The organism is Micromonospora qiuiae (assembly GCF_016863555.1).
GTDB lineage: Bacteria > Actinomycetota > Actinomycetes > Mycobacteriales > Micromonosporaceae > Micromonospora > Micromonospora qiuiae.
Genome location: NZ_BOPC01000123.1, coordinates 1 through 14,786, shown reverse-complemented (window position 1 = coordinate 14,786; position 14,786 = coordinate 1). Strand labels below are relative to the sequence as shown.

Here is a 14,786-nt window from a genome sequence, read left to right as displayed (position 1 = left end):
CGGGGCAGGGGCGCGGGGCAGGGGGCGCGGGATAGGGGTAGGGGGTGCGGGGGTCAGTGGGGGGCGGTGGGGGGTGGGGCGGGGAGGGTGCTGGCGAGGATTGCCAGGATCAGGCAGAGGGTGACGACTGCTGCGGCGGCGGGCCAGGGCACGAGCAGGTCGACGGGCGCGCCGGCCTGCTCGGCCAGTGCGCCCACCGAGCCGAGCAGCGCGAGCAACGCCGCTGCCCCGCCGAGCAGCGCGCCGATCGCCACCACCAGCGCCGACTCGGCCGCCACGGACAGCAGCACCTGACGGCGGGTCGCGCCGGCCAGTCGCAGCAGCCGTAGGTCCCGGGCCCGGGTCACGGTGGCCAGTGCCAACGTGCTGGCCACCGCCAACGCGCCGTACCCGGCGGATACGCCCACCATGAGCAGCGTCGCCAGCCGCACCAGTCGGTCCTCCTCGGCGTCGGCGCGAGCCGCGTACGTGGCGACGTCCACCACCTCGGCCCCGGGTGGCGTCTGGCCCGGCGGCGGTCCGGTCAGCAGCACCGCGGCGGCGAGCACGGACGGGTCCCGTTGTCGGAGCAGGGCCCGGTCCAGCAGCAGGTCGCCGGGGAAGCCACCGTCAGCGACCACGGCCACCACCCGCAGCCCGACTGGCCGGCCGTCGGCGAAGATCACCCGCACTGTGTCCCCCATCGACCAGCCGAAGCGGTCCGCCGTGGCGTGCGCGACCGCCATCGTGTCCGGCTCGGACAGGGCGGCAGTGGAGCCGGACAGCACCGACAATCGGGCCGCCACCGAGCCGAGTGACGCCGGATCGGTGCCGATCGCGGTGACCACCGTGTCGGCCACGTACGCCTCGGTGCTCAGCAGCGCCGCTCCCGCCGCACCGGTCACCGCCGCGTCGGTCAGTCCCGGGGTGCCGTCGGGGATCAGCACCGCACCCGCCCGCACGGACGCCTCCCGGGCGGCGGCGTACGCGCCGGTGGTGGTCTGCACATTGCCGAAGATGAAGACCGCGAAGGTCACGGTGAGCAGCACCGGCGCGGCCGTCGAGGCGGTGCGGCGGGCCGCCGTCGCTGCGCTGGCCCGGACCACCTCTCCGAGCACCCCGGGCAGGGCTCGACCGAGCACTCGAACCAGGGCCGGCACCACCGCCGGTGCCAGCAGCGTCGCTGCCACGACCAGGGCCATCGCGCCGAGCAACGCGGCCGCCGACAGATCGGCCAGGTTGTCGGTGGTCAACGCAGTCAGCCCAGCTACGCCCGCGCCGACCGCCGCCGCCAGTCCGGCCACCCAACGGGTACGGGTCATCGGGCGCTGCTCCACCTCGGCGGCGCGCAACGCCTCGATCGGCCGGAACCGCCCGGCCCGACGGGCCGCGACGCCCGCGCCGAGCAGTGCCACGACCGGTCCCACCGTGAGACCCGCCAGCAGTGGCCAGACCCGCCACCTGACCTCGAAGCCGAGCGGCTGGAATCCGGCGTCGACCAGTAGGGCGCCGACCGGCACTGCGACCGCTGCGCCGAGCAGTACTCCGCCCAGCGCGGCCGGCACTCCGACGACCAGCGCCTCCCGGTACACCGTTCGGCGTACCTGACGTGGTGTCGCACCGATCGCGCGGAGCAGCCCGAGTTCCCGCCGCCGCTGGTTGACCGTGAAGGCGAAGGTGGCACCGACCACGAAGATGCAGGCGAAGGTGGCCAGCGCAGACATTCCGGTGAGCACCTGCATACCGATCCACCGGGTGCGGGCGTCGCCCCGGGGTTCGAGGGCACCCCGTTCCGCTCCGGTCAGGACGCTGCCGGCCGCACCCACGGTGTCGGCCACCGCGTCGACGTCCGGCTGCCCGAGCATGCCTATCGCGCGTACCCCGGGGGCGAATCGGCGGGCGGCGGCGTCCGAGACGTAGAGCGCTTCGGCGTCGACCAGGCCGGTGACGGTCCAGCTCGCCGGGCCGGTCGCGATCAGCACCGTGAGTTCACCCCCGACCGGTACGCCCAACGCCCGGTCGACAACCACCTCCCGGTCCCGCATTGGCGGAGCGCCGGCGACGAGCCGGTACGGGGCCAGCGCGGCGCTCGCCCAGCCCTGCCCCTCGGTCGGCCCGTGAGCCGCGCGCCCGTCGAGCACCGGCTGGGCGTAGAAGGTGTGGTCGGGCACCACCGCCGTCACCCCGTCCACCGTTGCCAGTTGCCGTACCAGCTCGGCGGCCTCCGACCCGGACCAGGGGCGGGGTTCGGGGAAGGGTATGGCGGGAGTGCTCACCTCGGGGCTACGGACCACCACCGCCGCCCCGGCGAAGCGGTCCGGTACGCGAGGCGTACCGGAGGCGAACAGCAGCAGGCTGGCGGTGACGATCGCGGTGCCGAGCAGCACCGGCACGAGTGCACCGAGCCGTTCCCGGGTCAGCCCGGCGGCGGCACGGCGGAGCGCGGCCAGCCCGGCGGCACCCGGCCGCCCGGCCCGCACGGCGGCACCCAGGCGCCCGGCCAGCCCGGCGGCACCGCGGCGCTGCGCGGTCAGCACGTCGGCTCCAGCGTGGCCAGCCGGCTGATGATCGACTCGGCGCTCGCCTCGGTGAGCCGGTCGACCAGCCGGCCATCGGCGAGCACCACGATCTCGTCGGCCGTCACCGCGGCCAACGGGTCGTGAGTGACCATGACGACGGTCTGCCCGTGCTCGTCGACGAGGGTACGCAGCAGCTCAAGCACCTGCCGGGAGGACTGGCTGTCCAGGGCGCCGGTCGGTTCGTCGGCGAACAGGACGGCTGGCCGGTTGAACAGAGCCCGCGCGATCGCCACCCGCTGCTGCTGTCCGCCGGAAAGCTCGCTCGGCCGGTGCCCGGCCCGGTCGGCGAGGCCGACTTCGGCGAGCGCGGCGGCGACGTCCCCGGCGCTCGGCCGACGCCCGGCCAGTCGGGTCGGCAGCGCCACGTTCTGCGCGGCGGTCAGCGAGGAGACCAAATTGAACTCCTGGAACACGAACCCGATCCGGTCCCGGCGCAGCCGGGTCAGACTCGTCTCGTCCAGGCTGCCCAGGTCGGTGCCGGCGATCGTGACCCGGCCGCCGGTCGGGCGGTCCAGCCCGGCCGCGCAGTGCAGCAGGGTGGATTTGCCGGAACCGGACGGGCCCATGATCGCGGTGAAGGTGGCCGGCGGGAAATCCGTGGTGATCCCGTCCAGGGCGCACACCCGGCGTGCTCCGGTGCCGTACACCATCCGCAGGTCGCGGAGGGAAACCGTGGCTGTCGTCATGGCTGCCACGATCGCCGCCACGGGCCGGGAAAGCGTCAGGCCGGGATGGACACTTCGGACTCGTACCCTGGGTGGAGCCGGCGGCCGGTCTCCGACCCGGGAACGTCCGACCCTGGTCTGACGCGCACCAGGCGGCCAGGAAACTACTCTCGATCGCGTGACCGCCGTAGCGCCGCCGTCGTGGATGCGCTGGCTCAGCCGGGCCGGCCCGTTCCTGGCCGACGTGCTGCTGGCCGCCGCGGTCGCCGCGCTCGGCTGGTACGCGGCCCTGGAGACCCCGGCCCCGACGGCTGGTGGGCTGCACGAGCCGCCCTGGCAGTCGACGCTGACCGGGCTGGCCCTCGGCGCGCCGGTGGTGCTGCGCCGGTACCGGCCGTGGATCGCCACCGCCGTGGTCCTCGTCGTGACGGCGTTCGCCCTGGCCACCGGGATCATCCCGGACTACGCGGTAGCGGCGCCGCTGGTCGCGGTGGGGGCGGTGCTCTACTCCGTCGCCGCGACCCAGTCGACCCGCCGGTCCGCCGCAGCCCTCGCCGGCTGCATCGGGGTGATCACGGTCGTCGTGTTGTCGGTGGCCCGGTCACCGTTCGGTCCGGCCTCGCCGTCCACCGGCGGCGAGTCGTACGGCGTACTGGGCGGGGTGTTCGTCGCGCTGGTGCTCGGCGCCGCCTGGGCGATCGGCTGGGCCGTGCGGGAACGACGCGCCTGGGCCCGGCGGGCCGCAGAACAGGTGACCGAGCAGGCGGTGCAGGACGAACGGCTGCGGATCGCCCGGGAGGTGCACGACATCGCCGCGCACGGGATGGGCCTGATCGCGGTGCAGGCGGCGGTCGCCAACCACGTTGCCGAGCAGCACCCGCAGCAGGCACAGGAATCGCTGCGGGTGATCGAGTCGACCAGCCGGGCCGCGCTGGTCGAGCTGCGCCGGGTCCTCGGCACGCTACGTCCCGAGCCGGATCTCGAACCCGTGCCCGGCCTGGCCGACCTGCCGGCCCTGGTCGAACGGACCCGGTCGGCGGGGGTGCCGGTGGATTTCGCCGTGCACGGCACCAGCACGCCACCGGAGGGCGTCGAGCTGTCGGTGTTTCGGATCGTGCAGGAGTCGCTGACCAACGTCGTGAAGCACGCCGGTCCGGCGCGATGCCGGGTCGACGTGGCGCTCGCCCCGAACGAGGTACGCGTCGAGGTGCACGACGACGGCAGGCAGCCGGCCGGAACACCGGCGCGGTACGGCCAGGGCCTGGTGGGCATGCGCGAACGGGTGGCCATCTATCAGGGAGAGTTCCGTGCTGGCCCGGACGACGCGGGCGGTTGGACCGTCCGGGCCACCCTGCCGCTCGGGCGGACCGGATGACCGGCGTACGGGTGCTCGTCGCCGACGATCAGGCGCTGCTGCGGGCGAGTTTCCGGCTGTTGATCGACCACACCGAGGGCTTGACCACGGTCGGTGAGGCCGGCACCGGCGCCGAGGCGGTCGCCGTGGCTCGGCGGGAACGGCCAGACGTCGTCTTGATGGATGTCCGGATGCCCCGGATGGACGGCATCGAGGCCACCCGGCACATCTGCGAGTCGGCGGAGACCGCCGCAACCCGGGTTCTCATCCTGACCATGTTCGACCTCGACGAGTACGTCTACGGCGCGTTGCGGGCCGGGGCGAGCGGCTTTTTGCTGAAGGACACCGCGCCGGTCGACCTGATCGCCGCGATCCGGGTGGTCGCCGCCGGTGAGGCGCTGCTCGCCCCGACCGTGACCCGGCGGCTGATCGCCGAGTTCACCCGCCGTCCTCGCCCGGGACGGTCCCCGCTCTCCGAGTTGGACGCGGTCACCCAGCGAGAGCGTGAGGTACTCACTCTGATCGGACGGGGACTGTCCAACACGGAGATCGCCGAGCAGTTGTGCTTGAGCATGGCCACCGTCAAGACCCACGTCGGCCGGTTGCTGACCAAGCTGCACGCGCGGGACCGGGCCCAACTGGTGGTGGCGGCGTACGAGAGCGGCCTGGTCGTCCCCGCCGGCTGACGGTGGTTCGGGGATTCAGAGCGGCCAGGTGGCGAGGCGCTGGTAGCTCGGGCCGGGTCGGCTCTGCACCAGCACCAGTTCGCCGGCCACCCAGGGCGGACCGAGATAGCCGTCGAGCGCGGCCAGGTCCGCCTCGATGTCGGCGTGCGGCATCCGGTCGCCGGGACGGGCGATGGTCAGGTGAGGCCGGAACGGCCTGTCGTCACCGGGTACCCCGATCGCGGTCAGTCCGGCCCGGACGGCGCCGGCCAGTGCCACCAGGCGGGCGACGTCACCGCGTACGTCGACCCAGAGCACGGTGTCCCGACCCCAGCCGAACCGACCACCGCCGCCCAGCCGCAGCACCGGCGGAGTGTGGCCCGTCCCGTCATCGCCGCGCATGGCGTCGGCCACGAGTTCGAGGGCCTGCCGTACCGCGGTCAATCGCGTGGGGTCGACCTCACCGAGGAAGGCGAGGGTGAGATGAGCCTGGGCCGGATCGACCAGGCGGATGTTCGCCCCGGCGGCCGCCGCCGCGGCGAGTCGCAACCCGGCGACCCGGGCGGTGAGGTGCTCGACCGCTTCGGTCGGCGGGTACACAGCGGTGAAGAGTCGCACCAGATCCAGGATGCCAGTCAGGAGTGGCGCTGGTGTTGCCCGGGTCGGATCGCCGGCAGTCGCAGGCCGGCGGCGTCCAGCTCGGCCTCGACCCGGACCCGTTCGAGCTGCCGGTCGATCCCGGTCAGCTCGGCCAGGTGCTCGGTGATGCCCAGCGCCCGGCAGGCCAGCCGCAGCCGCTCGTCGTACGCCTCGAGGACGCTGCTGTGCCAGACCACCGCCGGTCCGGTGCCGCCGACCCGATCCCGACGCAGGCACCGCAGGTCGGCGGCGAGCTGTTCCAGCGGACGGCGGTCGGTCCGATCGAGCGCGGCGAGGTCGATCCGTCCGGCGATCTTGTCCGCGTCCACCGCTCGATTCAGCCGGGAGATCAGGCGGCGCTCTCGCCAGTGGGCGTATCCGCAGGTGAGGCGGTCGACAACTTCGTCGGCGCAGACCGCGAGCGCGATCAGCACGGGCAGCAGGACCACGGCGGCCAGCGCCAGGGCGAGCATCAGCAAGCAGACAACCTCCACGCCCCGAAGCTATGCCGATGCGCAGCGTGAAGTAACCGAATTACGGTATTCGGGGTCTACAGCTGGGTTACGTAGAAGCGGGGCATCGGCAGGATGCGGAACCGCACTCGGGCGCCGTCCCGGCGCAGCTGCCAGGCCAGCGCCAGCAGTGCGGTGGCCAGGGAGAGCAGCCCGCCGGCCCAGATGCTGACACCGGCACCGAAGGTTTCCGCGACCCAGCCGACCACCGGGGCGCCGACCGGATTGGTCCCCAGGAACACCAGCACCCACAGCGCCATCACCCGGCCCCGGAACGCGGCGTCGGTGCCGAGCTGGACCCGCTGGTTGGCCGCCTGGGCGAAGTAGACCATGAAGAAGCCGGTGGGCGGCAGCAGCGCCACGACCATCCAGTACGCGGGCGCGAGCCCGACGAGCGTACCGAAGATGGCGCAGGCGATCGCCGCCCCGAGCACGAGCCAGACCGAGGGGCGACTACGCCGGCCGGTCCCGGCCAGGGCGCCGGCCAGCGCGCCGACCGCGAGGGTCGTAGTGAACAGGCCGAACGAGGCGGCACCGGTGTTGAACACGGTCTTGGCCAGCGCCGCCAGGGTGAGTTGGAAGTTGAACAGCGCCATCCCGACCACCGACATCAACACCATCGGCAGCAGCAGGTCGGGGCGGCGGCCGACGTAGCGCAGCCCGTCCAGCACGGTCGCCGCGGCCCGCTCATCGCGCGGCGGCAGCGGCTCCCGGTACAGCTCGGCCGGGCGCATCCGGATCACCGTCACCAGAGGCGCGATCGAGCTGAGCGCGGTGACCAGAAAGACCGGCCCGACGTCCAGGGCGGCGATGGCGAGACCGGCGACGGCCGGGCCGACGATCCGGGCCGAGTTGAACACGGCCGCGTTGAGCGACAGCGCGTTGGGCAGCAGCCGGGTGCCGACCAGTTCGGAGACGAACGCCTGACGCACCGGCGTCTCCACCGCGTTGGCCACGCCGAGCAGGGCGGCGAAGAGGAACACGTGCCAGAGTTGCACCAGGTCGGTGAAGACCAGCACGCTCATCGCCAGCGACAGCACGGTCCAGAAGGCGTTGGCGACGAAGAGGAGCATTCGCTTGTCGTACCGGTCGGCGAGCCGGCCGGAGATCAGCGTGAGCAGCAGGACGGGGGTGAACTGAAGGGCGACGACCACACCGAGCGCCGTGGCCGAGTCGTCGGAAAGCTCGAGAACCAGCCAGTCCTGGGCGATGAACATCATCCAGACACCGATCAGCTTGATCAGTTGCCCGGACGCGAACAGTCGGTAGTTTCGGACCTGTAGGGACTGGAACATCGTGCTCAGCCGTGCCTGCACTCTTTGTGCGCCTCCTCGCGGTCGTACGCGTCGTCAACGACGGACGGCGCGGCGCGGGGCACACCTGCTGTGCGGCGTCAGGCGCGGGAGAGCCGCTGGAGAATCTCCGCGGCGTGGTGCAGCGTCTCCTGGTCGGCCTCGCTCAACTCGGCCAACCGGTGGGCCAGCCACACATCCCGGACCCGCTCGAACTGCTCGAGCACAGCCTGGCCTCCCTCGGTCACCGCGAGGATGACCTGCCGGCCGTCGGTCGGGTGAGGGCTGCGCTGCACGAGGCCGCGCTCCTCCAGCTTCGCGACAATCTTGGTCATCGTCGGTGGCTGCACCCGTTCGACGTCGGCGAGTTCCCGCGGCGTCAGCGCGCCCCCCAGCCGGATGCTGGTGAGCGCGGAGAGCTGCGTGACCGTCAGGTCACCGACCGGTCGGGCCTGGCGGACCCGCCGGTTCAGCCGAGTGATCGCATCACGCAGCTGATGGGCCAGCTGCGCCGGTGGCATGCTCTGAGCCGTCACCGTCCGCTCCGTCACGATAGTTAGCCTAACTAATTTTCTGTCCGGGGACAGCCGATATGACCATGATCACCCTGGGGTACTGCCTGGTCGGGCGGGCGCGCGGTGCACCAGGAACGCGACCCGCGCGCCCGCCCGGGAATCAGAACAGCAGCGCCTCGAGCGGCCCGCGCAGGAAGTACACCACGAAGAGCACCGCCACCCCGTACAGCAGCGGGTGAACCTCACGGAACTTGCCCTTGGCCATCTTGACCACCACGTAGACGATCAGGCCCGCGCCGATGCCGTTGGAGATGGAGTACGTGAATGGCATGAGCACGATGGTGAGGAACGCCGGGATGGCGATCTCGTAGTCCGACCAGTCGATGTCGCGTACCGCGGTCATCATCAGAAAGCCGACCACCACCAGCGCGACGGACGCCGCCTCGAACGGCACGATCACCACCAGCGGTGCCAGGAACATGGCCAGCAGGAACAGCCCGCCGGTGACCAGGTTGGCCACCCCGGTCCGGGCACCCTCCGCGACACCGGCGGCACTCTCGACGAACGACGTGTTGCTGGAGACGCTGCCCGCGCCACCGGCGGCGGCCCCGATCGAGTCGACCAGCAGGATCTCCTTCGCCCGGGGCGGGGTGCCCTCCTCGTCGAGCAGGCCGCCCTCCCGGCCGACCGCGACCATGGTGCCCATCGTGTCGAAGAAGTCGGTGATGAGCAGGGTGAAGATGAACATCAGCACGACCAGCCAGCCGGCCTTCTCCCACGAGCCCAGCACGTTGAACTTGCCGAGCAGCGACAGGTCCGGGACGTCGAGCGGATTGGCCGGCAGCGTCGGGACGTTCAGCGACCAGCCCTTCGGGTTCGGTACGCCGTTGACGATCGACGGGCCGACGTTGCCGATCGCCTCCACCACCATCGCCACTACGGTCGAGACGAGGATGCCGAGCAGGATCGCGCCCCTGACCCGGCGTACCACCAGCACCAGGGTCAACAGCAGGCCCAGCACGAAGACCAGCGTCGGCCAACTGACCAGCCTGCCCCCGATGCCCAGGCCCACCGGAACGGTGGTGTTCGCCACGTCCGGGACCCGACGGACAAAGCCGGCGTCCACCAGGCCGATGATGGTCAGGAAGAGGCCGATGCCGACGCCGATCGCCGTCTTCATCTGAGTCGGCACCGAGCGGAATACGGCGGTACGCAGACCGGTCAGCACCAGGATCGCGATGATCACGCCTTCGATGAACACCAGACCCATCGCGTCGGCCCAGGTCATCTCCGGTGCGATCTCGTACGCCACCAGGGCGTTGATGCCCAGGCCGGCGGCGAGCGCCAGCGGAAACCGGCCGACCACGCCCATCAGGATGGTCATCAGACCGGCGATCAGGGCGGTAGCTGCGGCGATGGCCGGGATCGGCAGGGTCTTGCCGTCGGCGTCGACGGCGCTGCCGAGGATGAGCGGGTTGAGCACCACGATGTACGCCATCGTGAAGAAGGTGGCCAGGCCACCGCGTACCTCGCGGCTCATCGTCGAGCCTCGGGCGGTGACCTCGAAGTACCGGTCGAACTGGCTCACCGGCCGGTTCGGATCGGGTGGTGTGTCGTTCTCGGGCGGCGCTACTGCCATCGGGTTCCTCGCAGCGAATGATCAGGTCGTCGCGCGCATCGTCGCAGATGACGGGCGTATGGCAAAGCCGATCGCGTACCCTGACCGGGTGCCGAAGCAGCCGCCGCGACCCGAACCGCTCGATCCGCCGATGGTGCCGTTCGCGCTCGCCGGGATGGCGGCTTGGGCGGTCGTCGGCCTGGTGCTACTGCTGTTCCGCGATCGATTGGCCGCCAGTGGCAACGAAAACTGGCTCTGGATCTGCCTGGCCGGCTTCCTGTGGGGCCTTCCCGGTCTCGCCGTGATGATGCGGCACGACGCGAACCGTCGCCGCCGCGCCGCCCGCTGAATGTAGCCGACATCACCCCTGCGCCGAGCGCGGAACGGGGTCAGGAGTGGCCGTACGACTCCGTCGGCTCGACCGCCCCTGGGGTCTGGCTGACCGACATCGGCTCCACCGTGCTGTCGTCGTAGACGGTGGGCATCTCGTCCACCGCCGTCTCGGTCTCGACCAACGTCTCCGAGTGGGCGCCGCAGCCGTGGTCGGCGCTGACCACCCGGCCGTCGTCCGGGGCGTAGAAGTTGCCGCAGACCCCGAAGCACTGCCGGAGCTTGCCAGCGAGCGGAAGATAGAACCCGCAGGTGCCGCAGCGGGCGGCGGCCGGCGCGGCGATCGAGATGGGGGCCGAGGGGCCGTGGTCTCCGTCGTACCAGCGCTGGGCCGCCTCGATCCGCCCCTCCCGCGACAGCACGCGGGGCCGGCCGAGCCCCAACTCCCAGGCGGTCTCCTCGACCGCCGGATCGTCAGAGAGGAGGTAGCCGGGCTGAAGCCGCTCGTCGTCCGGCGGCGTCGGCAGCAGGTCGCCCGGGCCGAGGTCACCCGGCTTGAGCCGCTCCTGCCAGGGCAGCCAGCCTGGCGCGAGCAGTGCATCCGGCCCCGGCAGCAGCACCGTCTCACAGATCGTCACGTTCCGGCTGCGCGGCACGCGGGTGACGGTGACCGCCCACCGCCAGCCCCGGTAACCAGCCAGCCGACACTCGAAGTAGTGCGTGACGAGTCGGTCGCCTTCAACCACCACCTGGAGGTGATCGCCGACGTCGTCGGGATCCACCTCGGTGACGCCGGCACGCGCCACCTCGACGGCGGCGGCGCAGACCTGGTCGAGACGAGCGGCGCGGGCGGAGGCGGGCCTGGTCACCAGACCATTGTTCCCCATCGGTGGCTTCGGCTGTGAGGCACTCCCCAGAGGTGTTCTGCGGCGGTGGCGCGCCATCTGTCCGCCGGATGGGTCAGGATGGGTCCCATGCCGCTGTTCTCCCGCTCCGAGCGGTCCCTCCTCGGGCGGACCGTCGGCACCGCTATCCGTGCCACGCGGCTGCTGCTGCGCGGCTCGGTCAGCGGTGGCCGCTGGGTGACCCGCGGCGCGGTCCGGGCCCGGGCCCGGGGTGCCGGCGGCGAGACCGGCATGGTCCGCCTGTTCGACCTGCATGCGGTCTCCTGCGCCGGGGACACGCTGATCGCCATCGGCCTGGCCGGAACGATCTTCTTCAACGTTCCCCTCGGCGAGGCCCGGAGCAAGGTGGCGCTCTACCTGCTGGTGACCATGGTGCCGTTCGCCATGCTCGCCCCGGTGGTCGGTCCGCTGCTCGACCACTTCCGGCACGGCCGGCGGTACGCCCTGGCCACCACCATGCTGGGCCGGGCGTTCCTGGCCTGGCTGATCTCCGACTACATCCACGGCTTCGGCCTCTATCCGGCGGCCTTCGGTGTGCTGGCGCTCTCCCGGGCGTACGGCGTGGCCCGCTCCGCCGCCGTGCCCCGGCTGTTGCCCGAAGGGCTGGGCCTGTCCCAGGTCGGTGCGCGGGCCAGCGTCTACGGCACAGTCGCCGGAGCGCTGGCCGCTCCGATCGGGCTGGCCGCGTTCTGGTTCGGGCCGCAGTGGCCGCTGCGAGTCGCCTCGGTCATCTTCCTGCTCGGCATGGTGATCGCCCTGCGGCTGCCACCCAAGGCCGACTCCGAGCCGCCGGAGCGGGTGCCGCGACCGCTACGGGCGCTGCGGCGACGCGGCGACGAACGCCCGTTGGGCCGGGGGCGTCCCGCCGGCCGGCTGGTGATCTCGACCCTGATCGGGGCGGCCACACTTCGGGCGATCTACGGCTTCCTGCTGCTCTTCCTCGCCTTCACCATCAAGGCGGGCGACCTGACCACGGTGGTGTTCGGTCGCGACCTGGGTGACGAGGGGGCGTTGGGCCTGGTCGGTGCCGCGCTGGCCGTCGGCACCTTCCTGGCCACCGCGCTCGGCACCCGGTTGCGCATCCACCGGCCGGCCGCGCTCCAGTCCAGCGGCCTGGTCATCGTCGCCGGGGTGGCGGTGTTCGCCGCGCTGAATTTCTCGCTGCCGATGGTCGCTCTGCTCTGCGTGGTCGCGGCCCTGATGAGCGGAATCGCCAAGCTCGCCGTGGACGCGTCGATTCAGGAACGGATTCCGGAGCGGCTGCGGGCGAGTTCCTTCGCCCACTCGGAGACGGGGCTGATGCTCGCCTTCGTGGTCGGCGGCGGGCTGGGGCTCGTACCCTTCGACGGCCGGATCGGCATCGCCGTCGCGGCGGGTGTCGGGGTACTGGCCGCCGGGCGGGGCCTGGTGATGGCCCGGCGGTTGCGGGCCGAGCGGCTACGCGGACGACCCCTGACCGACGACGAACTGACCACGGCGGAGCAGGCCGCCGGGGAGCAGGCGGAGCAGGCCGCCCGGGACCAGGAGACCGCCGAGGCGGCGGAGTCGGCGCCCACCTCTCCCGCGCCCGTTCAGGGCGGCTCGGCACCGGAGGAACCGGACCTGACGCCCCCGGGCTTCCACATCTATCGGCCGTCGTCGGCGGTCACCCGCTCGGGCGGCAGCGACGACGAGGCCCGGCGAAGTTCCCCCGGGCCGATCCCGTGACCGGCCTGCTCGTGGTCACCGCGGTCCCCGCCGAGGCGGAGGCGATCCAGGCCGGCCTCGCCGACCCCACGGTGACGGTGGTACCGGTGGGTGTGGGGCCAGCCGTCGCCGGTGCGGCGACCGCCCGGCTGCTGGCGCTCGCCGAGGCGACCGGCCGGCCGTACCGGGGAGTGGTCAGCGCAGGCGTGGCCGGCGGTTTCCCGGGCCGGGTGACGGTCGGCGGCACCGTGCTCGGCACCCAGGCCGTCGCCGCCGATCTGGGTGCGGAGTCGCCCGAGGGCTTCATCCCCGTCGACGAGCTGGGTATGCCCGCCGAACTGCTCGGCGGGGGCACGTTCGTCGCCGCCGACCCGGGACTGCTGGCCTCGCTGCGCACCGCGCTGCCGGACGCCACCGTCGGGCCGGTGCTGACCGTGAGCACCGTCACCGGCACCGCGCCGAGCACCGAGGCGCTGCGCCAGCGCCACCCGGACGCGGTGGCCGAGGCCATGGAGGGGTACGGCGTGGCCGTCGCCGCGAGCCACGCCGGGGTGCCTTTCGCGGAGCTGCGTACCATCTCGAACCCGATCGGCCCACGCGATCGCGCCGCCTGGCGGCTGCGCGACGCCCTCGCCGCCCTCACCGACGCCGCCACCGCCCTGCGCTGACCCGGCCGCTCATCGATGTGCCAGGCGTAGCGCCTGCGGCCTGCTCCATTCGATCTGGTAGCCGCAGGCCAGCAGGAACTGAATGCCGCCGAACTCGGCCATGGCACGCACGGCGGGCAGCCCCGCACTACGGGTTTCCTCGGCGAGCCGGGTCACCAGCCGACGTCCGATGCCGAGCAGCCGCAGTCGGGGCGCCACCAGTACGCCATCCAGCACCACCTCGCGGCGGTCGCCCAGATCCTCGCCGTACAGCAGGTCGAGGCTGCGCTCGTGGGCGCGCAGCTCGCCGACCAGCTCTCCGTCGGGCAGCTCAGCCACCAGACGCCAGCACCCCTCCGGCACCCCGTCAACGACCCGGCGGATACGCACGATCTCCCGGAGCCGTTCCCGCAGCCGCCGCTCGTCCCGGCGATCACGATCGAGGTCGTACGTCACCTCGGGCACCCGCAACGGCCATCGCTCCGGCGGCAGCGTGTACCAATGCGCCCACCACGCGCCCGGCCAGTCCTTCAGGGTGTCTACCTTCCGCACGTCCAGGTGTGCCGGATAGCGTCGTCCCGCCCCGTCGCGGCGGGTGTCATCTTGGACAGCGTCGTCGCCGGAACAGGTAAGGCTGTTGCAGGCCGGGCCATTGCAGGCCGGGCCAGGGTCACCGGTGGCGACCAGCCGCATTACCCAGCCGGCCGCTCGGACGAGCCGCTGAACGGTCTGGAACCGAGGATCAGCGGCCCGTCCCGACTCGATGCGCGCCACCGTGGACTGCGGCACTCCGGACAACATGGCCAACTGGCGCTGGCTCAGGTCGGCCTGCCGGCGCAGCGCCCGCAGCATCGAGCCCAGATCGTCGAGAACACCGCCAGCACCGATCCCATCCGCCATGCCTTCGATGCTTCCCGGCCACCCCGCACCCGTTCAACCCCGGACACAAACCTGTGGATAAGCCTGTGGATAAACCGCAGCTGCCCCCGGCAAGTCGTCGAACGCGCGGCCCAGGTGCTGGCACGAATCGGACGACCCAAATCCTTCGGTCTCACGTTGGCTGCCTGTCGAGCTGAGCCGCCCGCGCTATCGCCCCAACTTCCCACCCCCTGTCGACCTGAACCCCCCGCGCTATCGCCGCAAGCTGCCGGCCACGCCGAGCCTCCGGCGCGGCAGGGCCGATCCGTTTCTGCTCTCAGATCGACAGGGACCAGCCCTGACTGGCGGCCAGGCCCGATCCGTCTCTGCTCTCAGCTCGACAGGGAGCATCTCCGACTGGTCTCGGCCGGCGTGGCGGCGGGGGCGGCGGGGCGGCGGTGAGAGCGGCGGGGCGGCGGGGGCGGCGGCGGGGGCGGCGGGGCGGCAGCGGGGGCGGCGGGGCGGCGGCGGGGGCGGCGGGG

The 14,786-nt window shown here is 72.4% G+C and carries 14 protein-coding genes; 5 read left to right on the top strand and 9 right to left on the bottom strand.

The features are described from left to right. Positions 1 to 53: 53 nt before the first annotated feature. Both Vqi01_RS28850 and Vqi01_RS28845 read right to left on the bottom strand, forming a co-directional pair. Entirely contained in the window at positions 54 to 2,516 is a 2,463-nt protein-coding gene (locus tag Vqi01_RS28850) for an ABC transporter permease (protein WP_239098744.1), read from the bottom strand. Further along, positions 2,510 to 3,244, bottom strand: a complete 735-nt coding sequence (locus Vqi01_RS28845; protein ID WP_204038296.1) for an ABC transporter ATP-binding protein — start codon at positions 3,242 to 3,244, stop codon at positions 2,510 to 2,512. The genes Vqi01_RS28850 and Vqi01_RS28845 overlap by 7 nt, the downstream gene beginning before the upstream one ends. A gap of 157 nt (positions 3,245 to 3,401) precedes the next feature. Between Vqi01_RS28845 and Vqi01_RS28840 the strand changes: the two genes are divergently transcribed. Together Vqi01_RS28840 and Vqi01_RS28835 are read left to right on the top strand one after the other, a co-directional pair. After that, positions 3,402 to 4,598, top strand: coding sequence for a sensor histidine kinase (locus tag Vqi01_RS28840; protein WP_239098743.1), 1,197 nt, complete (start codon positions 3,402 to 3,404; stop codon positions 4,596 to 4,598). Then, positions 4,595 to 5,263, top strand: a complete 669-nt coding sequence (locus Vqi01_RS28835; protein WP_204038295.1) for a response regulator — start codon at positions 4,595 to 4,597, stop codon at positions 5,261 to 5,263. The genes Vqi01_RS28840 and Vqi01_RS28835 overlap by 4 nt, the downstream gene beginning before the upstream one ends. Before the next feature lie 15 nt (positions 5,264 to 5,278). Here the strand turns inward: Vqi01_RS28835 and thpR are convergent, their stop codons facing one another. From thpR to Vqi01_RS28810, 5 genes are all read right to left on the bottom strand, one after another. Next, positions 5,279 to 5,860 (bottom strand): RNA 2',3'-cyclic phosphodiesterase, encoded by a 582-nt coding sequence (gene thpR / locus Vqi01_RS28830; protein ID WP_204038294.1) that lies wholly within the window; start codon positions 5,858 to 5,860, stop codon positions 5,279 to 5,281. A gap of 17 nt (positions 5,861 to 5,877) precedes the next feature. Next, a complete protein-coding gene (locus tag Vqi01_RS28825) occupies positions 5,878 to 6,354 on the bottom strand; it encodes a hypothetical protein (protein WP_372444460.1) in 477 nt (158 codons plus the stop codon). A 77-nt stretch (positions 6,355 to 6,431) separates the two neighbouring features. Further along, entirely contained in the window at positions 6,432 to 7,709 is a 1,278-nt protein-coding gene (locus tag Vqi01_RS28820) for an MFS transporter (RefSeq protein ID WP_204038292.1), read from the bottom strand. A 77-nt stretch (positions 7,710 to 7,786) separates the two neighbouring features. Next, positions 7,787 to 8,236, bottom strand: coding sequence for a MarR family winged helix-turn-helix transcriptional regulator (locus tag Vqi01_RS28815; protein WP_204038291.1), 450 nt, complete (start codon positions 8,234 to 8,236; stop codon positions 7,787 to 7,789). 124 nt (positions 8,237 to 8,360) lie between these two features. Continuing rightward, positions 8,361 to 9,839, bottom strand: a complete 1,479-nt coding sequence (locus tag Vqi01_RS28810) for an NCS2 family permease (protein WP_204038290.1) — start codon at positions 9,837 to 9,839, stop codon at positions 8,361 to 8,363. 58 nt (positions 9,840 to 9,897) lie between these two features. Here Vqi01_RS28810 and Vqi01_RS28805 point away from each other — a divergent pair, with 58 nt between their 5' ends. Beyond that, positions 9,898 to 10,167, top strand: a complete 270-nt coding sequence (locus Vqi01_RS28805; RefSeq protein WP_204038298.1) for a DUF2530 domain-containing protein — start codon at positions 9,898 to 9,900, stop codon at positions 10,165 to 10,167. Between the two features lie 40 nt (positions 10,168 to 10,207). Here Vqi01_RS28805 and Vqi01_RS28800 read toward each other — a convergent pair whose 3' ends face one another. Then, the gene (locus tag Vqi01_RS28800; RefSeq protein WP_204038289.1) at positions 10,208 to 11,035 is read right to left on the bottom strand and encodes a DUF3027 domain-containing protein; all 828 of its coding nucleotides are present in this window, start codon (positions 11,033 to 11,035) and stop codon (positions 10,208 to 10,210) included. A gap of 87 nt (positions 11,036 to 11,122) precedes the next feature. Here Vqi01_RS28800 and Vqi01_RS28795 point away from each other — a divergent pair, with 87 nt between their 5' ends. Next, positions 11,123 to 12,760, top strand: a complete 1,638-nt coding sequence (locus tag Vqi01_RS28795) for an MFS transporter (protein WP_204038288.1) — start codon at positions 11,123 to 11,125, stop codon at positions 12,758 to 12,760. Beyond that, positions 12,757 to 13,407: a futalosine hydrolase gene (locus Vqi01_RS28790; protein WP_204038287.1), complete on the top strand. Its 651-nt coding sequence runs from the start codon at positions 12,757 to 12,759 to the stop codon at positions 13,405 to 13,407. The genes Vqi01_RS28795 and Vqi01_RS28790 overlap by 4 nt, the downstream gene beginning before the upstream one ends. A gap of 9 nt (positions 13,408 to 13,416) precedes the next feature. On the opposite strand, the gene Vqi01_RS28785 is transcribed toward Vqi01_RS28790, so the two are convergent. Continuing rightward, on the bottom strand, positions 13,417 to 14,286 hold the full coding sequence (locus Vqi01_RS28785; RefSeq protein WP_239098742.1) for a GNAT family N-acetyltransferase: 870 nt from the start codon (positions 14,284 to 14,286) through the stop codon (positions 13,417 to 13,419). Between the last annotated feature and the right edge of the window lie 500 nt (positions 14,287 to 14,786).